Genomic DNA, 21,083 nt, shown 5'->3' with positions numbered 1-21,083 from the left:
GGGTGCGAACCTACCTATGTTCAAGGGAAAAATATGTTTGTTGAAACGGGCGTGGATCAACCTGATCTTGAGCCAACATGGTATGCTTCCATGGTGGCTATGCCTTATTCTCCCGTGTTTCAGATGTTGGATACTCAAGGAACCCAGGGGCGGTATTATTCGTATACCTATGCCGTGACTATCAAGGATCTGGTAAAAACTCATGGGCATGACTGTGAGGGGCTTTCTCATGCTGCTAGCTGCAGCAAGGTTGTCGGGATGGAAAAGGATATGGAAAATTAATTTGGGCTATTTAGTTGGCACCCTCTACTTTGAGGAGAGGACTAAATAAAGCACCCGCAACATGTTATAAACTTGTTGCGGGTGTTTGCCCTTTCAGATTTAAGGATGTAAGAGGTTTCTTAGACTTTAACTCTAGTGTTGTGCTGCCCGCCAAAGCCTAAGTGTCAGGCAGCGAAGGCTCCCACCGCCTGCTAAGAGGGCTTCGGGATGAAATTCTAGTATTTGGACACCACGTTGCTGCAATCTTTTTTTGGTCTGAGCGTTTAGAGCTATATCGTAGTGGATGAGTATCTTGGGTTCTAAAGGAACAAAACTACAACCCCAATTTTGTTGTTCCTCATCATTTATTTCTACAAGCTCGATGTTTTTCTCTCTTAAATAAGATCTGAAGTCAATTTCGCTTCTCTTATGACGGTTAATCAAGTATGAATGGAGGAAAGCCGGAGGAAAATACAGAGCTAGATCCTCACTGATCCTGTTAAAAATCATATCTGCATGCATGAACCTTCGTGCTTGAGGTGCCTTTATGTAAATGACTTCCTCAAAAAGATCCAAGGCTTTAGCAAAAAACCGTTCAATTGTGCTGGGGTCAAGTCGCTCAGTATCCACGATGATTAATGTGGCAGGAGATAAAATTAGGCAACCTTCAAACTGTTCGTGGGTTTCGAATTCATGGAAGATAGGTATGCCAAGATTTGTAAGAGCCTCTTTAACCACTTGTTCCTCACCCGCCCTGGAGCCGGGGCACATTTCCGATAAAATAGCACCTTTACTCGTGACTACAGCAGTGTCATGAAGATAAGGTAAATTCGGAAGTTTAGCTAGTAAGTCCTTTGTTTGGTGTACAAAATCTCTGACTTCAAGTACCTCTACATTGTGGGCTTGCAACAACTGAGTATATAGCTCATGCTCCCTTAAATACTGATCAACCTTTGGAACAAAATTGAATAAGTGATACTCATAATTCTCTTGAGTGATGGTAGACAGCGATTCGATTGGTTTATGAAGTAGGACCCTCTTTAGCCGCGCTAACTTTTCAGTTCCAAACGTAGTTTCTATACCGCTCATTTTTACCCCCTGTCCATTCCGTAGTTATCATTATTATTTCTTCTACTCTAAAAAATATCACGATCGCTCCTCAGCTACTGGCAGCATAGGTTGCTCTATTCGCTGATTAACCCTAATTGTTGGATAAGATAGGGAATCGCTTTTTCAAAGCATACTCCATATCTTTCTTCTTGTCCTAATTTTTCAGTCATACGTATGCATTTGAGTGTATAGTTCACGGCTATTTGTATGGCTTCTTCCAGGGGGAAATCATTTAATAGGCCAGATAATAAGGTACTGCTAAATACATCTCCTGTACCATGAAAATAACCATCAATCCGATCATTGAAGGCATAACTAACTTTACTTGTGTCACTATTAAAGGCAGCAGCACCTAATTTGTCCTTTTCGAACGAAACACCCGTGAGAACAACCTGTTTCGCTCCTAAAGCAGCAAGCTTTTTAAGTAATGTTTCAATATATTCCTGTGAGTAACTTTCTCCGATATAGTCTTCATCTAAGAGGAAAGCCGCTTCGGTTAAATTTGGTACAATAATATCCGCCTTGGCACACAATTTGGTCATTCCCTTAGCCATTTCTGGGGAATAAATGGAGTATAAAACGCCATTGTCAGCCATTACAGGGTCAACCATGACTATTGTGTCGTTGCTTCTAAATGTATCAAAGAAGTCTGCTACTAAATCAATTTGTTCATAGGAACCCAAAAAACCGCTGTATAAGGCGTCAAATTTAACATTCAGTGATTGCCAATGATTAGAGATAGGTCTAATATCATTTGTCAAATCCCTATATGTAAAACCCTCAAAACCACCGGTATGAGTAGATAAAATCGCCGTTGGTAATACGCTTGTGTCAAACCCTGCTGCAGAGAGAATTGGCAGTGCAACCGTAAGTGAACATCGACCGACACAAGAAATATCGTGAATTGCAGCTACCCGTTTTTGTTTGGACATTTTAAAATGTCATTCCTTTCGATATGCTCAAGGCAAAAAATTGAGCTTTTAGATTTATTTATGCAAATCCGCTACCATTATTTTTTATCACAATTCCTTAAAAAAGTAATTTAGCTACAATTTACACAGAAGAAGTGACTTTATTTTTTGTGATTAACCGTAACAGCAAAACCCGCTTGAAGCGGGCTTCAAAAAGCAGTCCTGGCAGCAGGGCAAATGTAATCATAACATGAATCATGACTTGAACAATATTTATTTAGTTTCCCCGGATGTTACTAATTCTTTCCGAACTAAGTATTCCATCAGCAACTTCCCGGTATTACCAGTAATTTTTATACAGTTTTTTAAATGTTCAGGCGTGTCAAAAGGGTGAGGGTTAAGTACCCGGCAGCAGGTTCCGCCAAAACGCTCACTGAACAGATCATGGAACTCATGGGCAGCGTTATAACCTGGCTCCCGGTCCTCCAGGTTGCTGGTACGACCCTTAAATAGGCCGATAATCATTTCTGCTGTGTTCAGAGCCCCACACATGCAACCTGCGTGACCTAACCCGCCTCCAAAACCGGTAACCATCCTTACCAGTCCAGCATCCAGTTCAGGGGCCACGAGTTCTCGGAAGGCAAGAAAAATTGATTCGGCACAGTTATATCCTTGTTTAAAATTATCACCAGCCTTGTTTCTTGCTTCGATTACAATATCATCGCTCATATTAACCTCCTCAATTTCTTGTTGCAAAACTACTGGTATTGCTAATACTCTTTCGACACCAGAATTTTTTCCCCTTCTAATGTCAGAATTATCGTTCAGGCAATAACGGTAAACTGCACTAATGGCATTATAGTTTGAGTAGTCAGTATTTAACAAATACGGGTAGCTGCCCTTGTTATAAGTCTTGATTTGTGCCAAAACTAATTGGTTAAAGGGTAATGGACTCTCTTGCACCGTTGGTTTAGGCTGAGCGATGACTGCTTTTGTTGTCGGTTCGATCACCGCAGACGTTTCCTGTGCAGGTTCTTCGTACGTCTCTACGGATGGCTCAACCGTTGTATCCTCTTGGCTCAACTTATTCTGATCTATAACTTCGGCGCTAAACATTCCGGTATAAATAACAATACCGCCTATCAATAAAGCGGTAACCAAAATCGAAACGAAAAAGATTTTCTTTTTGTTGTAACCTAGATGTCTATTTGTCATGGGTACTCCTTTGATGCAGTGTAAGATAGTTTGTCTACATAGTAGCACAATGAATCAAAGGGGAATATAACGAGAATATTCCATTTACCTTGTTTATGTAATCTGCGAGGGAATTGTTAATTAAAGTAAATTTTATATTGGCGTACTTCGTGTAGTATTTGAAAGATTTGGTGATTGGTGGAAGGGATCAAGTAAGATCTGTCGAAAAAAGAAAGGTATAAGTTAACCGTTGACTTATTACCTATAAGAGAAACAGGTTCATTTTTAATCTAAATGCATTATGAAATAGAAAGGATTAATGTAAATATGGAGATAAAAAAGGTATCCATCATTGGCTTAGGAGCATTAGGAATTCTGTTTGGCCATCATTTGACCAAGAGAATGCCCAAAGCGGATTTAAGGATTATTGCTGACCAAGCAAGAATACGAAAGTATGAAAATGACTTTGTGTATTGCAATGGCGAGCGTTGCGAATTCAATTATCTGAGACCTGAAGACATAGGAGAACCCGCCGATCTGCTTATTTTTGCTGTAAAGTACGATGGACTGAGCGACGCTATCCAAGCTGTCAAGAATCAGGTAGCGGAACATACAATCATTTTATCCGCATTGAATGGGATCACGAGCGAAACGATTATTGGCCAGACTTATGGGATGGAAAAAATCCTCTATTGTACAGCACAGGGAATGGATGCAGTTAAAGTTGGGAATCGATTAACCTACGATCATTTGGGGATGCTTGTTTTTGGAGAGCGAGAACCAGGGTTAATTTCACAACGCGTAAAACAGGTCGCTCAATTTTTTGAAAGCATGGCGGTACCTTTTGAAGTGGCTACTGATATGAACAAGCGGATCTGGGGCAAATTCATGCTCAATGTAGGGGTGAACCAAACGGTTGCGGTCTACGAGAGCAACTATGGTGAAATTCAAAAAAAGGGTGCGCCGAGAGATACTATGATTGCAGCAATGCGAGAGGTTATGGTTCTGTCCGAAAAGGAAGGCATTAATTTAACAGAGACGGATTTAGAATATTGGCTGAATGTTTTAGATCCCCTAAGTCCAGAAGGTAAGCCCTCCATGCGTCAGGATATGGAGGCCAAACGTTTGAGTGAGGTGGAGTTATTTTCAGGTGCGGTATTGGAGTTAGGAAGAAAATACAATGTGGCAACACCTGTAAATGAAGAGCTTTATCGGCGAATTAAAGAAATCGAAGCTAAATACTAATTTAAATTCTATTGCGAGGCTGTTCATGCATCTGCAAACTTATTTAGCCTTGGCTTCTATGGAAAAAGAATCTACATCAGACGTAATAAACATGATTAAAAGTAATGAAAATATTAAAAAATATATTGATAAATAAAATTGAAGAATTGAAAACTTATTGAACCTTTTCCTCCGTTAGAAGCACTCAAGGTGATTTAAAAACGGCCGGAAAATAAAAGTCCTCTCTTGTTGCTAGCAGTTAAATTAGAGGAGGGAAAAATATGAATTGGCAATATGAAAATGGACGTATTTACAGTACTGATGAAAACAGTGAATTGATGGCTGAAGCTACTTTTATCCGTAAAGAAAATGGAGAGATGGATATAGATCATACCTATGTTAATCCTGTTTTGAGAGGGCAGGGTGTAGCAGCACAGATGATGGAAGTAGTGGCTGAGTATTTTAGGAAAGAACAGTTAAAAACTACGGCTACGTGTTCATACGCTAATATTTGGTTGAAGCGGCATGAAAAGCAGTATCCTGATATCCTCTCCGAGGATACGAGTGATCAAGCTGCGGCCTGTAAGATTGACGGAAAACATTAACAAGAAGCAGTTATATTAGTTATTAAATATTTAAGCATTATCAATGTCTGAATTGACGGACTTGATAGTGCTTTTTATATATTAATTTAGAAAGTATAACCTCATTAAATCCTTTCTGAAGCATAAGGGAGTAAGTAGGGAGTAAGTTAGGGAGAAAAATATGCAATATATAGTTTACATATTGAATAGTATAATGTATAATATGCAATATAAGGAGGGGAGATATTGAAGAATCTAAAATTGAAATCAGCAAGAGCTATTTTAGATATGTCACAAGCTCAATTAGCGGAAGCTGTGGGTGTAACAAGACAGACAATCGGAATGATTGAAGCGGGAAAATTCAATCCATCATTACAGTTGTGCGTTGCTATATGCAAAGAGTTAGGTAAAACATTAGACGAAATATTTTGGGAGGGGTAATAGTGAAAGACGAAAGAATTGAACAGGCTAAGCTAAAAATAAGAAGTGAAATGGCAATTATTGTTTTATATGGCGTAGCTCTATCATTTTTAGTAAAAACATTAGTGTTTAAAATGAGTTTGCAGGATAGTTTGATAGAGTATTTAATCTTGATATTTTTCCCGATCTATCAGTTTATAAGAATGCATATGATGAAGGTAAGTATTTACAGTGAGCGTGGAAAAAAGACATCTATAAAGAATCTGATTATAGTAATTGGAATCCTAGTGGTTGCATCAATGGTGTTAATTTTTAATTCGATGAAGAAGTCAGCAATGTATGACTGGCAAAGCCCAGTAATTTTCCTCTTAATATTTATAGTCTTATTTTTAACCATCTTTTTTCTTACCTATAAGTTCAATCGGTATAGAAGCCATAAGTACGAGGAAGAATTTGATGATGATAAATAAGGCAGCATCAGAAAAACTCAACGGAATATGGGTTGATCGAAAATCGCTCAGTTAACTTAATACAAAGAAAATGACGCCCCTATACAGGGGCGTCAAGTCGTCTATCCTTTTCCGTGGTCATGGCCATTGCAAATTAGAATTTGTTCAGGAACTACCTCTTCTTGTTGGTGACAGTAGGGGTAACAACATGCAATGCTTATCCAACTATTCTTGAAAGTCGTGGGTTCTAAACTATTCATGTTATAATGGAAGTATCGTTTAAGAAAATTTAGGAGGATTACAGTGGATAATAATGATATATTAATTAGATTAAGATATGCGTTAGATATAAGGGATAGGGATATGGTAGAGATATTTAAACTTGGTGACACTGAAGTAACGGAAGAAGTAGTGAGAAAGTTACTCATAAAATCAAAAGAAACTTACCGCTACAATAATGAGGTTGACGCTCATGACGAAATAGATGATCAGGAAGAGAATATAAAGTGCAAGAACAGTATGCTAGAGTCCTTTTTAAATGGTTTGATTATCTTCAAAAGAGGGAAGCAAGAGGCAAAACCAGGTCAACCTGAAAGACCAGAACTTAAGAATAATGAAAAACCTAATAATATCTTGCTTAAGAAATTGAAAATAGCGCTATCACTCACCAGTGAAGAGATGATCGACATATTAGCAGAAACAGGAGTCATCATAACTAAAGGTGAATTAGGTGCTCTTTTAAGAAAGGAAGGACATAAGAATTATAAAGAGTGTGGTGACAAATACGCCAGAAATTTCTTAAAAGGATTAGCTAAGAAATACAGGGGATAGATTGCTCTCCAAGGCACAAAGCAGTATTGGGCGAGAAAAGACCGTTTAACAGAAATAATCTCAGCTAGAATAAGGTCACAGTGCGAAGTTGCCGTTGCGAAAGATCGGAATCTTCTTACCGTCTAAAGTCATTCCTAGGATTTCCAGGTCGCTTGTTCCGATCATAAAGTCTACATGCACTAGAGACTCGTTGATGCCTAGTGCCAAGAAGTCGTCGCGGGTCATCTTCTCGCTATTTTTCATACATACAGGATAGGCTTTTCCGAACGCTAAATGGCAGGAGGCATTCTCATCGAAGAGAGTGTTGTAAAATAAGATCTTGGAATTTGAGATTGGAGAATCATAGGGGACCAAAGCGACCTCTCCGAGAAAATGTGAGCCTTCATCGGTCTCGATAATTGACTTTAGAGTTTCGTAGCCTTTTTTCGCACTAAAATCTACTACCTTGCCCTCCTTAAACGTCATGGAAAAGTTCTCTATCAGGTTTCCATTATAGTTTAAAGGCATCGAACTGATGACTTTGCCATTCACTCCTGTCTTTTTAGGCAACGTAAATACCTCTTCCGTAGGCATGTTAGCAATAAACTCTATCCCTTCAGGAGTAAACTCAGAGCCGCCCAGCCAAATATGATTTTCAGGAAGCTCAATGTTCAAGTTAGTCCCTAAGGAATTTTTATAATGGAGGGACTTTAAGGCTAGCGAATTCAAACAATCCATGCGGCGTTTAAGATTCGCTTTATGCTCTTCCCAAGAAATAATAGGATTCTCAGTGTTGACACGTACTGTCTTGAAGATGACATCCCAGAGCTTTTCCATGGACTCTTCCTCAGAAAGGTGCGGAAAAACTTTCTTGGACCAAGACACGGTCGGTACTGAGACAACGCACCAGGTATTTTTGTTGCTCATAAGCCGATCTCGGTAAGCTTTAAGGGCTGTATTGCTTGCTTTTTGAGATTTGGTGATTCGTTCGGGATTGACATCTTTGAATAGCTCGGGGTCTGAGGCGGCTATGCTCAAGAAAGCGGCTCCCTGATGGACATAGGAAAGGTAAAATTCCTTCTGCCATTCAGGAAATTCCTCAAAAATCTCTTCCGGTGCATGGAGAAAGCGGATCTTGGAAGATAATTCATCACGCCATTGGATTACAACATCTCGTGCGCCTTCTTGATAAGCCTTTTCAGCGATCAGGCGTGTGAAGGGAGCACATTCGATGGGAGCAGAAATTACAAGCGTTTGTTTCTCTTGGAGGTTGATGCCTGTTCTGACGATGAGCTGAGCATATTTTTCTAACAAATTATTCTGCATAAAGACTCCTTTTAACTTTTAATAAAACTTTAATAGCATCTTTCTATCCTAAACTTGAAAGAAATTATAACATATAATTTTTGTTTAATACAAAGTTATAACGTAGCTATTCGTTTTTAAATCAATAAGACATTTAGACGTAATACATTAACACTCTGCTAAGTCGGCGCGGTTGGAGTTACTATAGTCTTAGGAGATGATGTGATGGACCTAAATAGTATCAAACAGTACATAAGATATATCGAATTAGATAGAGAAAAAGTTCCATCATTTTCTGAATATCCTTTTAAGCTACCAGCGATCAAGAATTTACATAGGTTATCATTTCATCCGCAAGTAACGTTTATTATTGGAGAAAATGGCTCCGGAAAGTCAACAATCTTAGAATCAATAGCCGTAGCCTATGGATTTAATGCTGAAGGTGGAACCAAGAATTTTAATTTTACGTCCAAAGCTACACATTCTAAGCTGAATAATTATATTAAAGTTGTTAAAGGCACCAAAAGACCTCGGGATGGATTTTTTTTACGAGCAGAAAGCTTTTATAATTTCGCCTCAAATATAGATGACTTGGATTCAGAACCTTTCGGCGGACCACCAATAATTAAGTCCTATGGCGGCATATCACTACATCAGCAATCACATGGAGAGTCATTTTTTGCTTTATTTCAAAATAGATTCAGTGGTAATGGTATATACATTCTGGACGAACCTGAAGCTGCCTTATCGCCAACGCGGCAAATGGCGATGCTTTCCATAATGCATGAATTAGTTGAGGAAGGGTCTCAGTTTATTATTGCAACCCATTCGCCAATAATAATGGCCTATCCCAAGGCCCGGATATACGAAATTAAAGAAGGTATTGAAACGGTAACGTATGAGGATACTGAACATTATCAAGTTACGCGTGCTTTTATTAATAACACCAAGAAGATGCTAAAAGAACTGCTAGAATAAGCTTTTTTTACTTCTAGTAACGTAGGGTTATCTGTAGAAAAGATAGGGATTCAAATCCTTTAAGCTCTTCTGAAAGGAAAACTTTAATACGGAGCAGCATCTATGGGTTATGGAGATAATGAGGTAAAGACTATGGTATTTCAACCACTAAGCTATTCGTTTTTCCAACAACCCACGCTTAGTTTAGCTCGTGCTTTGTTGGGAAAATTGCTTGTTAAAGAAACAGAGTTAGGTATGGCGTCAGGATGGATAGTAGAAACCGAAGCCTACATAGGACCTGAAGATCGTGCGGCACATGGTTTTGGAAATCGAAGGACTAAAAGAACTGAAGTAATGTTTGGACCACCTGGGTATGTCTATACTTATGTTATGCATACCCATTGCCTTATTAACGTGGTTAGTGGAGAGATCGGGTGTCCGGAGGCGGTATTAATTAGAGCACTAGAACCATGTTGCGGAATTGACCTGATGTATCAACGGCGCGGAAAAGAGAAAAAGGAACTAGAGCTAACCAATGGACCAGGAAAATTAACGAAATCCCTAGGTATAGTAAAGGAAGATTACGGGAGAGCGATGTTTGAGTATCCACTATTTATCGCAGAAGGAAAAGAAATCGGACCCATTGCAGTTGGTCCGAGAATTGGTATCCATAACAGAGGAGAAGCTGTACACTATCCTTGGCGTTTTTGGGTACAAGATAATCGCTTTGTCTCTAAATAAAATATACTTAGTTTAAGTTTTATCTTAATCGGCATTTTGCTGAGCTATAATACTGCGATGCGAGGGTAGTAAAGCGCTTATCATTAAAGTTACCACTGAAATGGCGAATACTAAAATAAAAACCACGTGCAACCCTTGGGCCATACCGTAAACAGCGCCGCTCCCCAATAATCAATGGTTTTCTTCGAATTATATCACTGCCAAGTCTGTAACATAACCCAGGGTTAGAAATAGAAGCTTGCGAGGAGGAGAAACAAATGTATACATTCTATTGTTTTCCACAGTGAACGACTTGTCGTAAAGCAGAAGCGGGTCTTCTGCAAGAAAATGTTAAGTTTGAGTATCGAAACATTGTTAAAAACCCTCTCTCAGTCGATGAATTGTTTGACTTAGCAAAACTCGGGGGGATTACGGTTCAGGGTCTCCTTAACAAGAAGAGCAAAACTTACAAGGATCTAGGGAAGGAACTTGAGGAGTCCAACGAATTGGCTGTTGCGAATTTCCTGGCCGCCAATCCAAAAGCAATGATCAGACCCTTAGTTGTAGGGAACAACGAACTGATTATTGGATTCAAGGCAGGAATGAAGATTAAAGACCCTTCAAAAATATTTTGAAGTAAGCATATATGAGTCCGCTTTTTTAACAAGAAAAAAGTAAGCAGGAGTTAATAGCTATCCTGCTTACTTTTTTTAATAGGTCCTCTTCACAATGCCTACCCAGTGGTTATGGGCTAAGTCTTTCTCCTGATTAAATCGCCTCAGTGCTTAATTCAAAACCTTCGAGGTTTGCTGTCTCATCAATTTCAATCAGTAAGTACCGCTTGCCATCTTTCTTGACTTGCTTAATGTTTTTTAGGTCTTGGGGACTTACGGAAATGCTCACTGTATTATTTTCGATTTTTATGGATTTTCCTGTAAAGTTAGGGACGATGTTTGATGCTTTAAACTCATACTTATCCGTCCCAGTGATTTTCAGGAAAGCTGTCTCTAAACTCTGAGTAGTTTCAACGCCGCTGGCTTGAAGAATCTTTTCCATATCCTTCAAGCCAACACTGGCGATTTCACTGCTTTCTTCTTCCTCATTCCGCGTTAAAATGTAGTTGACGCTCTCATAGATGTTGGCTATCTTCTCAGCTTCAATCTCTTTACCTGCAACTTCTTGAACAATTTCAAGAAATTGAGCTTTTTCTGTTTGAGCTGTTGAATGGAGATCGCATTCTAAGACCTTTGCTAAAAACTCCAGGTTTGGGGTATTCGCTTTATTTGAGTAATAAACGACACAATTAACATCTGCGGAATTATCATTCCATGAGGGAAATATAAATCCGTCTAAGGGAGTAGTTAAGTTAATATTGACATCCATTGGAATATCAGCTTTAAAGGCTTTACCTTCAAAATCAAATCTGAGGGCAGTTTTAGGGATTGTTACGGGATTAACACATGCCATAAAAAATTTAAAGGAGAATACTACGTCATCCAGGCCTGACTCATCTTCTCCTCTTTCCGTCCGCATCGGTTTAAAGACCTCACCTCGTAAAAAGGAAATCATAAAATCACTTGGATAATCACAGTTGTTGATAACTTTAAGCGCTATTTCCTCAGTTTGTTCGATAAAATTAGTGGCGTGGAGTGTATCAATTAACGCTCTTTGGGTAGGGTTTTGTCCTAATTTATTGTCCGAAAATTCAAGTTCAAATAGTTTGGAGTCAAGTTGTCCGGTTAGAAGCTTTTTGAAATTTTTGAGATAAAGGTCTTGCTTCTCTGTATCCATCCTGTCAAAATACTCTTTTTCGAACCCGATGATTTGCTTTATATCCCCCTTAACGTAAATACCTACAACTTCTTCGAGTTTTAATTTCGGATTATCTAATTTAAATTCTTTTCTAATACTTGAGACATCGTTTTTCTTCATCACGTTATTCCTCCTCTAAGCTGCCTATCTAAAATAGCAAATTTCTTGGTTTATAGCAATAAAGTGAAGGCTAATAATATCTGGCGTTGGGCAGACGACGCACATTTTATTGCCTATTGACAATAAAGGAAATTCCTGCTAGCATACAAACTGTATTAACTGTACTAATGAATATAGAACAGACGGGTGGTAACTATGTTTCAATTGGATTATATGGATCATAGCCCTTTGTACGAACAGATTAAGGATAAGATGAAAGCACTCATTATTAGCGGAGTATTGAAACCTAATGAGAGGGTTCCATCTGTTCGTGAGATGGCCCAGTCCCTCACAATTAACCCCAATACCATTCATAAGGCCTACAAAGAACTTGAGCTCGAAGGATACATATACTCCATCCGGGCCAAAGGAAGTTTTGTAACCCCTATAAACAGTAAACTCAATCAAGCAAGAAAGGATGAATTAATACTGGAGATCGACAAACTAGTCTCAGAGCTGGCCTACATGAATATTCCAAAGGAGCAGCTCATTTGCAGAATTGAGGAAATATATAGTAGAGGGAGGCAAAGGGAAAATGATTGAGGCCCAAAAACTAACGAAATCCTTTGGCAAATATAAAGTTCTGGATGATCTGAATTTGAGGGTCAAGAAGGCATCAGTCTATGGTCTGCTAGGGCCTAATGGTGCCGGTAAAACTACTCTGATTAAACATTTAACTGGATTATATCGTCAGGATCAAGGAATAGTGACGATTGATAATCAACCAGTCTACGAAACTCCTGAGGTTAAGGCTCAAATGGTATACATTCCTGACGATTTGTACTTTTTTTCTCAATACAGCATTGATGAAACAGCAAAGTTTTACTCGAAAACTTATCCTGAATGGAATTGGAACAGATACGAGCAATTAAAGCAGGTATTCCCTATAAACAGCAAGAGAAGGGTTGTCAAACTGTCTAAAGGAATGCAGAAACAGGTGGCCTTCTGGTTGGGAATTTGCACAATGCCGAGGGTTATGATCCTTGATGAACCTGTCGATGGTCTTGATCCTGTCATGCGCAAAAAGGTATGGAACCTTATACTTCAGGATGTAGCTGAAAGGCAGGTAACCGTATTAGTATCATCCCACAATCTGAGAGAACTAGAAGATGTTTGTGATCATATCGGAATACTTCACAATGGGAAAATCGTTGTTGAGAGAGAACTGGATGATATGAAATCGGATGTTCACAAGTTTCAGCTGGCATTTTCTGCTGAAATTCCAGCAGGATTCCTTGAAGGTCCGGAGGTTCTGCACAGAACACAGACAGGAAGCATCCTGTTGCTGATTGCCAGAGGGGATAAGCATGAGTTGTTACAAAAGGTGAAATTAGCTAATCCAGTTATTTTGGATGTACTTCCTCTGACACTTGAAGAAATATTTATTTATGAATTAGGGGGAATGGGTTATGACATTCAAAATATCATTCTTTAAAAAAGCTTTGATATTAAGTGATTTAAAACGTTATTGGTGGGTAAGTGCTCTCTATACACTGGCTCTTATGGCTAATATTCCTTTCAGGCACCTGATGGAAACCATGGAAATCGACATGCAGAGAACTCAATGGATCCAAGACAATATAGACAGAACTCTAAATCTTTCACAGGATGAGGTTCAAATTATTCTAATGTGTATTGTGCCAGTTGTTATGGCAGTTTTAATCTTCAGATACTTACAGGTAGACAAGTCATCCGTTATGATGCATAGCCTGCCCTTTAAAAGGAGCTCGCATTATGTCAGTCATTGTTTTTCAGGCCTTGTTCTTTTATTAATACCTTCAGTTCTAAATTGTCTAATTATGATATTGTTAAATTATTTGACCGTACTGGGAAGCTTTTATACTCTGCCTAAGATCTTTATGTGGCTTGGATTCAATACATTTTTCAATGTTTTGTTTTATAGTATCGCTGTATTTGTAGGTATGTTTACTGGATCTTCCGTAGCTCAAATCGCATTCACTTATATCGTCCATATTCTGCCGGTAGGAATTTATACTTTGCTTAGATTTAGTTTAGCGCAATTGTTGTACGGATTTGGTAATGCCTCCTATTCACTTTTTATCGAGGATAATTATCCATTATTTTTGCTGCTCAATGGAACCTCCTTGAGAGACGTGTATACTGTTGGATACTTTATGACTTACATAATTGCAACAGTCCTGTTTTTAGTACTGGGATGGTTCGTATATAAATATAGAAAGCTGGAAACGGCCGGAGACATTATTGCATTTCCAGCCTTATACCCGGTATTTAAATATGGGATGACGTTCTGTTTAATGCTGGTTGGAGGAACCTATTTTTGTGGTTTTTCCAGACAATCCTTTCCCTTGCTGATTATCGGATATATTTTGGGTTCGGTTCTAGGGTACTTCGTTGCGGAAATTTTGATCCATAAATCTTTCAAAGTTTTGCATTTCTATAAGGGTTATCTGTGCTATTTAGCTGTAGTTTTGATCCTTTTTGGAGGTATATCACTGGATGCTTTTGGTTTTGTTAACCGTGTACCAAACCCTGAGGAAGTAAACAAGGTTTATTTTGGCAGTAACTTTGATGAGTGGATTTATTTTGAAAAAGAAAAAAAACCTGAATATCTGGAGTATAGATACGGGAAGGGATACTTTGAAAACAACAAACCCCTGTTACTAGAAAGCAAGGAGAATATTGCCGGAATTACTGAACTTCAGAGACATTTAATAAAGGAAAGGAACAAGGGGGAAGGCTCATCCCGTTATATAATTTATACGCTGAAGAATGGAGGATATATCATTCGGCAATACAAAATTAATGAAACTGATCAGAATGATGCCGCTTTGCTTAAGCCGATATATGAATCCGTTGAGTATAAAAAATTTAGATTTCCGGCAATGGGTCTAGTGCCGGATGATATAAAATTGCTGACACTCAGCGACTATCGCAGCGGCAAAAAGCCAGTAATTCTCACAGAAAACACGGATATTCAGGAATTCACAGAACTTCTGGAAAATGAAATAATTAAGATGCCCTATGAGGATATGATATCTGGAAAGGACCAATATATAAGGATATCTGTATTAGACAATAATGCTAAAGAAACAAACATCTTAATTCAAAGCAGTTTTACCTCACTGATAAATTGGCTTAAGAACAAGGGGTATTATGACAGATTTGCACTTTTATTGGACGACATTGAATCTGTTGAGCTGGAAAAAGCAGATAGTACAAGAACTCCAAACCAAGCAGTAATTCCCAAAAGAGTAGAAATTAATGAGCGAGAAGTGATTGAGGAATTATTAAATATTGATTCTAGTACTGATTACAACAGCAACAATACTGTCCTTGTACGCTTTAACATACGGAATAGTACCTGGGAAAGACATGTCAACATTAATGCAGCTGTTTCAGAAAGATTAAAAGGATATTTCGGGGAGTTGGAAAAGAATTAGCAACATTTATCCCAAGTTTAGCAATCAATAGACGGAAAAGTCGAGTCAAATAGGTAGACACACCACGATATTCCTCTTCGAGAGTATTTTCGTAAGAAAATGAAAATTCTCCTGTGAACAATGATCACTTGTGGAAGCATAATCTGAGCGACTTGACAATCTATTCAGATTATTATAAGCTCAATTCAATTATATAATCCTATTAAGGTGCCCCGTTAAGAGGGGAGAATAGGAAATTCGAAAATAGCTTATTTAGGCTATTAAACGGAGCGGACCCACCACTGTAATCGGCGAGCTATCGAATGGTCACTGGCATAAGCTGGGAAGGCCTTGGAAATTAGCAATGACCCGTTAGCCAGGAGACCTGCCTTATTATTATTGTCTTCGGGGATGAAGGTAAAGTCCTACGGTCAAATTATTTAATTTGATTGTAGGACTTTTTTGATTTTAAGAAAAAAGAGAGGTAAAGGAGTTTTAGTTTATGTTAAAAGGGAAGAAAGTTGTTATTATTGGTGACCGGGATGGGATTCCGGCTCAATCTTTAGAGGAGTGTGTCATTAGTGCTGGCGGAGAGGTAATTTATGCGATGACGCATTGTTACGTTTGAACATCGGCTGGAGCAATGGATCAAGAAAATCAGGTTCAAATCCGAGCACTTGCTCAAAAGTACGGTGAAGAGGAACTTATAGCTGTACTTGGTAGTGCTGATCCTGAAATGGCAGTTATCGCAGCTGAAACGGTAGCAGGCGGTAACCTTACGTTTGTTGATTCGTTCGCAGGAGCCCAGTTAGGGCTCAAAGCTTATCATATCGTAGAACTCAAAGAATTTATTGATCATCAAGTCTATTTAGGACATATGGAAATGATCGAAATGATCCTTGATATCTCAAGAATTATTCATGAGGTCTCAGCCGTACGGAAACGTTATTTCCCATCGGAAGTGAGCCTATGAAGTATCCAGTCATCAAAGGGACAGGCTATGCGTTAATTCAAACCCCCGGACTTCTTCTGCAGCAAGCAAACTTAGAGGGTTCATCGTTAAGTCATTTGCTTACGGATCAACTGAGAAGTTTTGATAGTGCAGTCCGTTATCCACCGAATCAAGCGTTTATCGGTAATCTTTTACCTGAAGATTTACCAAATATTCCTAGACCCTGGTATAATAGTCTTTTGCCCAACGCAAAGCGCCAAGGTCATTTCGGTGAAATTTTCCCTGAGGACGAATTTTTAGGTTTGCTAAATGCGGTTGATGTTTATGGACTCGTGTGCTTGGAAGCAGGATTTAAGCAGGCCGTCCTAGAAAAACTTCGTTCTCATCCTGCTTTATGTAGGCTTAAAGGGATAACAATGGCTCAAGATAATAGGTTCTCCTCTGAAGAAATTGAAGAAATGATTAAAACACGTGAAGCCCTGCCACTAACTTTTGGGGGAAGGATTATCGGGTGTGTTCGGAAGGCGAACGCGTCGGATTCTAATCTAGCCGCATCTAGGGTATTGGAAAACCTTACGGCAAAAGCTTCAGCTGTAGTGGCTATTCAACTCCTCCTTTGGAAGACAGGGCTTAAGTCCCAGGACGTAGACTATATCATCGAAGCTTCCGAGGAAGCCTGTGGAGACATTCGACAGAAGGGAGGCGGTAGTTTTGCCAAGTCTATTGCCGAAGCCTGTTCTTGTTCCAATGCCAGTGGGGCCGATACGCGTGCATTTTGTGCTGCCCCAGTGCATGCTTTGATGCAAGGTGCAGCGTTGGTTCAGTCAGGGATTTTTAAAAATGTAATTGTGGTCGCCGGGGGATGCAGCGCGAAACTCGGGCTTAATGCCGGGATTCACCTTGAACACGAGATGCCCATATTAGAAGACATGCTAGGAGCATTTGCAATTCATATCAGTGAAAATGACGGGATAAACCCAATCTTGCGTACTGATCTGATCGGTGGAATGAACGTTGGCTGCGGTGATTCACCTCAACAGGTTTATCATTCTCTTGTCGCTGAGCCTTTAACAAAGGGTGGATATAAAATCTTAGATATTGATCGTTATGCTGCAGAACTTGTGAATCCAGAAATTATCGAGCCAACGGGGTGTGGTGATATAGCTAAAAAGAACTATAAAATGATCGCTTCTCTAGGTGTTCTAAATCGAGAGCTAGATCGTACCGAGATCGAGGAACAGATTCACCGCTTTGGTGTACCTGGATTTGCGCCAAACCAGGGTCATATTCCTTCAGGTATACCCTATATCGGGCCCGCCCGTGAACTTATACTGAGGAACAAAGTGAAGCAAGTGATGATTATTGGTAAAGGGAGCCTTTTTTTAGGTAAACTCACTCGTCTCTATGACGCTATTTCTTTGATTATTCAGAGGAACCCGAAACAAACTCCAAAAGAGCAGCAAAAGGTGATCCCTGAACTGTAACCCGAAGATAATAAAATGCAAATTTTATGTTTGTCTTAATATTTACATAAATGTTTATTTGTGTTAGCATGAAATAAGAAAATTCAATAATTTTGTTTACAGGTGCCCGTTATAGGGAGAATAGGGAACCGGGTGTGATTCCCGGACGGACCCGCCACTGTGAAGGGGAGCTTTTACTTATACCACTCTATTTAGTATGGGGGAAGGAAGTAAAATGCTATGATCCTAGTCAGGAGACCTGCCTGTAAATTTTCTATGTCGGCTTCGTGAATGGGTCGGCTTAGGTGAGGATGATGGAAAAATCTGCACCCTATTTGGGATGTGGATTTTTTTTATTTATGCTAGGGGGGAGAAACTTAGTAAGTTAACTTATATAAAAATTATCTTAAAAGGGGGAGAAAAAAGTGAATGCCAGTACCATTTTTATCTCAATATTATTACTATTTTGTGGCTTAGCGATAGGAATATCAATATTTGGTAAGAGTTTCTTTAAAAAGTTTGACTAGACAATTAACTAATTAAAACCTTTAAATGAAAGGGGAATTCTCTATGGAAATAAGTAAAATAGCAGCATTATTTGTGTTTTTTATACTATTACCGGGCTGGGCTTTGTTTTACACACGGAGTGGTTTAAAAAGTGTTGAAGGCTATGTTTTTGGTGGCCGTTCATTAGGTCCTATCACATCAGCCTTTACGGCAGCAACTGGAGCGACTAGTGCCGGTTTGTTTGTTGGTGGTGCAGGTATGGCATATCAGTATGGTTGGGGTGGAGGTACATGGCAGATCGGAGCTGCTTTTGGTGTCTTTATCTGTTGGTTCATAGTAGCTCCAAAAATTAGAGAAGTATCCCATAAAATAAAAGCGATTACGACGCCGGAACTATTTGTTAAACGATACGGATCAAACCGCTTTTACCCAATTGTTGCCTTTTGGATTGTGTTTTTTACTCTTCCCATGCTTGTTGTACAAATGAGGTCAGCAGCATTAACAATCGAAAGTTACCTGGGTATACCATACATTTGGGCATTAGTCTCATTTAGCATTGTGTTAGTAATTTTCTCTTCTCTTGGTGGACGTTCCGCAATTGCCTATCTGGACACTGTACAGGGGATGATTATGATTATTGGCGTTACGGTAGCCATAATCGTTGGTCTAAAAGCCGTTGGAGGTATCGCTGGGATGGACCATTTATTAGCTCAGCAGAAGCCCAGCTTGACCACCTTTTTTGGAGAAATGCCCCGCTCTCTCTGGTACAATTTAGCGTTTGTATATCTCTTTGGTTTGTTTAGCGGCCCTCATATTATTCCGGCTTTTTATGGGATGAAAGACGGCAGGACCGCACGATTAGCTTTCCCAATTGGGGTCGTTATCTCCCTTTATTGGACTTTCGCTGCTGTTTTAATTGGTTTGGTTCCCCGGGCGTTAGGCATCAGCATAGAAACCCCGGACAAAGCCTTCGCTGTATTTTTAACTCATGTTGCTCCGGAAATCGTTGGTATGCTGTTGGTTTTCTGCCTATTGGCCGCTGTTTTTACGACTTTGGATGCTTTGTTAATGGCAGCTGGGTCCAGTATTGTGCACGACATTATTGGTCGTCTAAAAGGGCAAAGTTTTACGGAAAGTGAAGAGCTGCGTTACTCAAAGATAGCTACTGTAGTTATAGGCATCTTGGCGTTAATCTTAAGCGAAATGCAGATGCCCCTAATTTCAATCCTTAACGCGTTTGGTTTTGGGGCATTTGTTATTGTGATTGGAGTACCATTGATCATGGCGTTGTTTTGGGATAAGGCCAACCGTGAGGCGGCTTTTTTTTGCACCACAATAGGGCCAATTATTTATATGCTGTGGCGTATCTATTTGGTTAAAATCACTGGCCTGGGTGAACTTCCCGGGACCCTTTTAGTCGTCCTGACTGTATCGATCCTATGCAGTTTGGCCAAACCGGCCAAGAATGAAAGCTATTTCCAGGAATATCGGAAAACCTACTTTAATAAAATTGGAGCTTAATGAGGAGGTATAGTCGTGAGGATACTTTATTACATAAATCAATTCTTTGGCGGAATAGGTGGTGAAGATAAGGCCGATCATTCCTTATTTTTCGTGGAAAAACCTATTGGACCGGCTGCTGGTCTATGTTCACTTCTAGACGAAACATTTTCCGTGCCGGTTGTCGCTGTATGCGGAGATAATTACTTCAACAATAATAAAGATGAAGTATTACGAAAAATAGTTGAAAGGGCCAAGGAGTATCGTGTTGATATGATCATAGCAGGACCGGCATTTAACTCAGGCAGGTATGGTCAGGCCTGCGGAGCTATATGCGAGGCAGCTGTCAGGGAACTTCGCATACCTGGGATCACGGGTATGTATCAAGAAAATCCAGCGGTAGAAATTTACCGGCAAGGGGCTTACATCATACCAACATCTGGAAAAGTAATAGGTATGAAGGATGCACTTCTTAAAATTGCGAAATTTGCTGAAAAAATTGCGACTAATAAGACCTTGGGTCCTGCCCGGGAAGAAGGTTACATCCCTCGGGGGATCAGGAAACTTGTTTATCGCCAGGAGGAAGCTTCCAAGCGGTTGGTAGATATGCTTGAAGCAAAGCTGCAGGGCCAACCTTTTATTACCGAGCTGCCCATCCAAAAAACTGACAAAGTAGCACCGGCACAGCCAGTTGCCGCGCTTAGAGAAGCGACAATTGCCCTTGTGACGACCGGGGGACTAGTGCCTCGGGGTAATCCTGACCGGATACGTTCCTTTGGAGCCGATGTTTGGAAAACGTATGAATTTTCAGAAAAAAAGATGCTGGATAGCTCGGAGTATGAGACGATTCACGGGGGCTACAATCCAAACTTTGTTAATATGAACCCGAATTATGTAGTGCCCGTTAGCATTATGCGAGAATTGGAAGCTGAAGGTTTGATCGGGCGTTTGTACAACAGATTTTATTCGACTTCTGGGGTAGGGGCGGCAGTTAACATCTGCCAGAAAGACGGCCGGGAAATGGCTTCACTACTGCACCAGGCCAAGGTGGATGGAGTTATTCTTACCTCTACCTGAGGTACTTGTACTCGTTGCGGAGCAACGATTGCCAAAGAATTAGAGAGAAACGGGATACCAACAAGCATTATTACTGCCATGTATTCCTTAGCCTCCAATGCAGGGGCCAATCGGGTGGTTTCAGGTACAAAGATTCCTCACCCCTGTGGTAATCCGGAATTACCGGCAAAGCGTGACCAAGAAATCAGCCGCAAAGTATTATTAGCGGCACTTGGATTACTGGAAAAAAGATTGGAAAAGCCTCAAATTGTGATAGTAGATTGATGG

The 21,083-nt window shown here is 39.8% G+C and carries 20 protein-coding genes, 1 pseudogene and 2 riboswitches; of the genes and pseudogenes, 16 read left to right on the top strand and 5 right to left on the bottom strand.

Annotated elements, in window-relative coordinates:
• The first annotated feature begins 33 nt into the window (after positions 1–33).
• On the top strand, positions 34–282 hold the full coding sequence (locus tag DSBG_RS07500; RefSeq protein ID WP_068963543.1) for a hypothetical protein: 249 nt from the start codon (positions 34–36) through the stop codon (positions 280–282).
• 132 nt (positions 283–414) lie between these two features.
• On the opposite strand, the gene DSBG_RS07495 is transcribed toward DSBG_RS07500, so the two are convergent.
• From DSBG_RS07495 to DSBG_RS07485, 3 genes are all read right to left on the bottom strand, one after another.
• Complete coding sequence (locus tag DSBG_RS07495; RefSeq protein WP_068963542.1) at positions 415–1,350, bottom strand: dimethylarginine dimethylaminohydrolase family protein; 936 nt, start codon at positions 1,348–1,350, stop codon at positions 415–417.
• A 95-nt stretch (positions 1,351–1,445) separates the two neighbouring features.
• The gene (locus tag DSBG_RS07490; RefSeq protein ID WP_068963541.1) at positions 1,446–2,303 is read right to left on the bottom strand and encodes a pyridoxamine kinase; all 858 of its coding nucleotides are present in this window, start codon (positions 2,301–2,303) and stop codon (positions 1,446–1,448) included.
• A 252-nt stretch (positions 2,304–2,555) separates the two neighbouring features.
• The gene (locus DSBG_RS07485) at positions 2,556–3,011 is read right to left on the bottom strand and encodes a C-GCAxxG-C-C family protein (protein ID WP_068963569.1); all 456 of its coding nucleotides are present in this window, start codon (positions 3,009–3,011) and stop codon (positions 2,556–2,558) included.
• A 792-nt stretch (positions 3,012–3,803) separates the two neighbouring features.
• On the opposite strand from DSBG_RS07485, the gene DSBG_RS07480 reads away from it, so the two are divergent.
• The 5 genes from DSBG_RS07480 to DSBG_RS07460 all read left to right on the top strand — a co-directional run bounded on the left by DSBG_RS07480 (position 3,804) and on the right by DSBG_RS07460 (position 6,984).
• Positions 3,804–4,721 (top strand): ketopantoate reductase family protein, encoded by a 918-nt coding sequence (locus DSBG_RS07480; protein WP_068963568.1) that lies wholly within the window; start codon positions 3,804–3,806, stop codon positions 4,719–4,721.
• A gap of 260 nt (positions 4,722–4,981) precedes the next feature.
• Positions 4,982–5,305, top strand: a complete 324-nt coding sequence (locus DSBG_RS07475; RefSeq protein WP_068963540.1) for a GNAT family N-acetyltransferase — start codon at positions 4,982–4,984, stop codon at positions 5,303–5,305.
• A gap of 225 nt (positions 5,306–5,530) precedes the next feature.
• Complete coding sequence (locus tag DSBG_RS07470; RefSeq protein ID WP_009619431.1) at positions 5,531–5,725, top strand: helix-turn-helix transcriptional regulator; 195 nt, start codon at positions 5,531–5,533, stop codon at positions 5,723–5,725.
• A 2-nt stretch (positions 5,726–5,727) separates the two neighbouring features.
• Complete coding sequence (locus tag DSBG_RS07465; RefSeq protein ID WP_068963539.1) at positions 5,728–6,174, top strand: DUF6773 family protein; 447 nt, start codon at positions 5,728–5,730, stop codon at positions 6,172–6,174.
• A gap of 282 nt (positions 6,175–6,456) precedes the next feature.
• Entirely contained in the window at positions 6,457–6,984 is a 528-nt protein-coding gene (locus DSBG_RS07460) for a YehS family protein (protein ID WP_176716211.1), read from the top strand.
• 75 nt (positions 6,985–7,059) lie between these two features.
• Here the strand turns inward: DSBG_RS07460 and DSBG_RS07455 are convergent, their stop codons facing one another.
• Entirely contained in the window at positions 7,060–8,289 is a 1,230-nt protein-coding gene (locus DSBG_RS07455) for an aminopeptidase (protein ID WP_068963537.1), read from the bottom strand.
• A 204-nt stretch (positions 8,290–8,493) separates the two neighbouring features.
• Between DSBG_RS07455 and DSBG_RS07450 the strand changes: the two genes are divergently transcribed.
• The 3 genes and pseudogenes from DSBG_RS07450 to DSBG_RS21715 all read left to right on the top strand — a co-directional run.
• On the top strand, positions 8,494–9,246 hold the full coding sequence (locus DSBG_RS07450; RefSeq protein WP_068963536.1) for an AAA family ATPase: 753 nt from the start codon (positions 8,494–8,496) through the stop codon (positions 9,244–9,246).
• A gap of 132 nt (positions 9,247–9,378) precedes the next feature.
• On the top strand, positions 9,379–9,966 hold the full coding sequence (locus tag DSBG_RS07445; protein ID WP_068963567.1) for a DNA-3-methyladenine glycosylase: 588 nt from the start codon (positions 9,379–9,381) through the stop codon (positions 9,964–9,966).
• A 299-nt stretch (positions 9,967–10,265) separates the two neighbouring features.
• Positions 10,266–10,580 (top strand): annotated as a pseudogene (locus DSBG_RS21715) (arsenate reductase family protein); the annotation flags it as partial.
• Between the two features lie 133 nt (positions 10,581–10,713).
• Here DSBG_RS21715 and DSBG_RS07440 read toward each other — a convergent pair.
• Entirely contained in the window at positions 10,714–11,877 is a 1,164-nt protein-coding gene (locus DSBG_RS07440) for a DUF4317 domain-containing protein (protein ID WP_068963535.1), read from the bottom strand.
• A 195-nt stretch (positions 11,878–12,072) separates the two neighbouring features.
• Here DSBG_RS07440 and DSBG_RS07435 point away from each other — a divergent pair, with 195 nt between their 5' ends.
• The 7 genes from DSBG_RS07435 (at position 12,073) to DSBG_RS07400 (ending at position 21,080) form a co-directional block, all read left to right on the top strand.
• Entirely contained in the window at positions 12,073–12,459 is a 387-nt protein-coding gene (locus DSBG_RS07435) for a GntR family transcriptional regulator (RefSeq protein WP_068963534.1), read from the top strand.
• Complete coding sequence (locus DSBG_RS07430; protein WP_068963533.1) at positions 12,452–13,351, top strand: ABC transporter ATP-binding protein; 900 nt, start codon at positions 12,452–12,454, stop codon at positions 13,349–13,351. The genes DSBG_RS07435 and DSBG_RS07430 overlap by 8 nt, the downstream gene beginning before the upstream one ends.
• 589 nt (positions 13,352–13,940) lie before the next feature.
• A complete protein-coding gene (locus DSBG_RS07425; protein WP_242877465.1) occupies positions 13,941–15,338 on the top strand; it encodes a DUF6449 domain-containing protein in 1,398 nt (465 codons plus the stop codon).
• Between the two features lie 188 nt (positions 15,339–15,526).
• Positions 15,527–15,724: riboswitch (cobalamin riboswitch) on the top strand.
• A 95-nt stretch (positions 15,725–15,819) separates the two neighbouring features.
• The gene (gene grdA / locus DSBG_RS07415) at positions 15,820–16,290 is read left to right on the top strand and encodes a glycine/sarcosine/betaine reductase complex selenoprotein A (RefSeq protein WP_083236771.1); all 471 of its coding nucleotides are present in this window, start codon (positions 15,820–15,822) and stop codon (positions 16,288–16,290) included.
• Positions 16,287–17,753 (top strand): glycine/sarcosine/betaine reductase complex component C subunit beta, encoded by a 1,467-nt coding sequence (grdC, locus tag DSBG_RS07410; protein ID WP_068963529.1) that lies wholly within the window; start codon positions 16,287–16,289, stop codon positions 17,751–17,753. Before grdA ends, grdC begins: the two co-directional genes overlap by 4 nt.
• Before the next feature lie 83 nt (positions 17,754–17,836).
• Positions 17,837–18,013, top strand: a riboswitch (cobalamin riboswitch).
• A 289-nt stretch (positions 18,014–18,302) separates the two neighbouring features.
• Complete coding sequence (locus tag DSBG_RS07405; RefSeq protein WP_068963528.1) at positions 18,303–19,760, top strand: sodium:solute symporter family protein; 1,458 nt, start codon at positions 18,303–18,305, stop codon at positions 19,758–19,760.
• Between the two features lie 15 nt (positions 19,761–19,775).
• Positions 19,776–21,080: a glycine/betaine/sarcosine/D-proline family reductase selenoprotein B gene (locus tag DSBG_RS07400; RefSeq protein WP_242877463.1), complete on the top strand. Its 1,305-nt coding sequence runs from the start codon at positions 19,776–19,778 to the stop codon at positions 21,078–21,080.
• The last annotated feature ends 3 nt before the right edge of the window (positions 21,081–21,083 follow it).

The sequence above is a fragment of the Desulfosporosinus cupriresistens genome, from assembly GCF_001707885.1.
In the GTDB taxonomy this organism is placed as follows: domain Bacteria; phylum Bacillota; class Desulfitobacteriia; order Desulfitobacteriales; family Desulfitobacteriaceae; genus Desulfosporosinus.
This window is presented reverse-complemented; position numbering and strand designations above follow the sequence as displayed.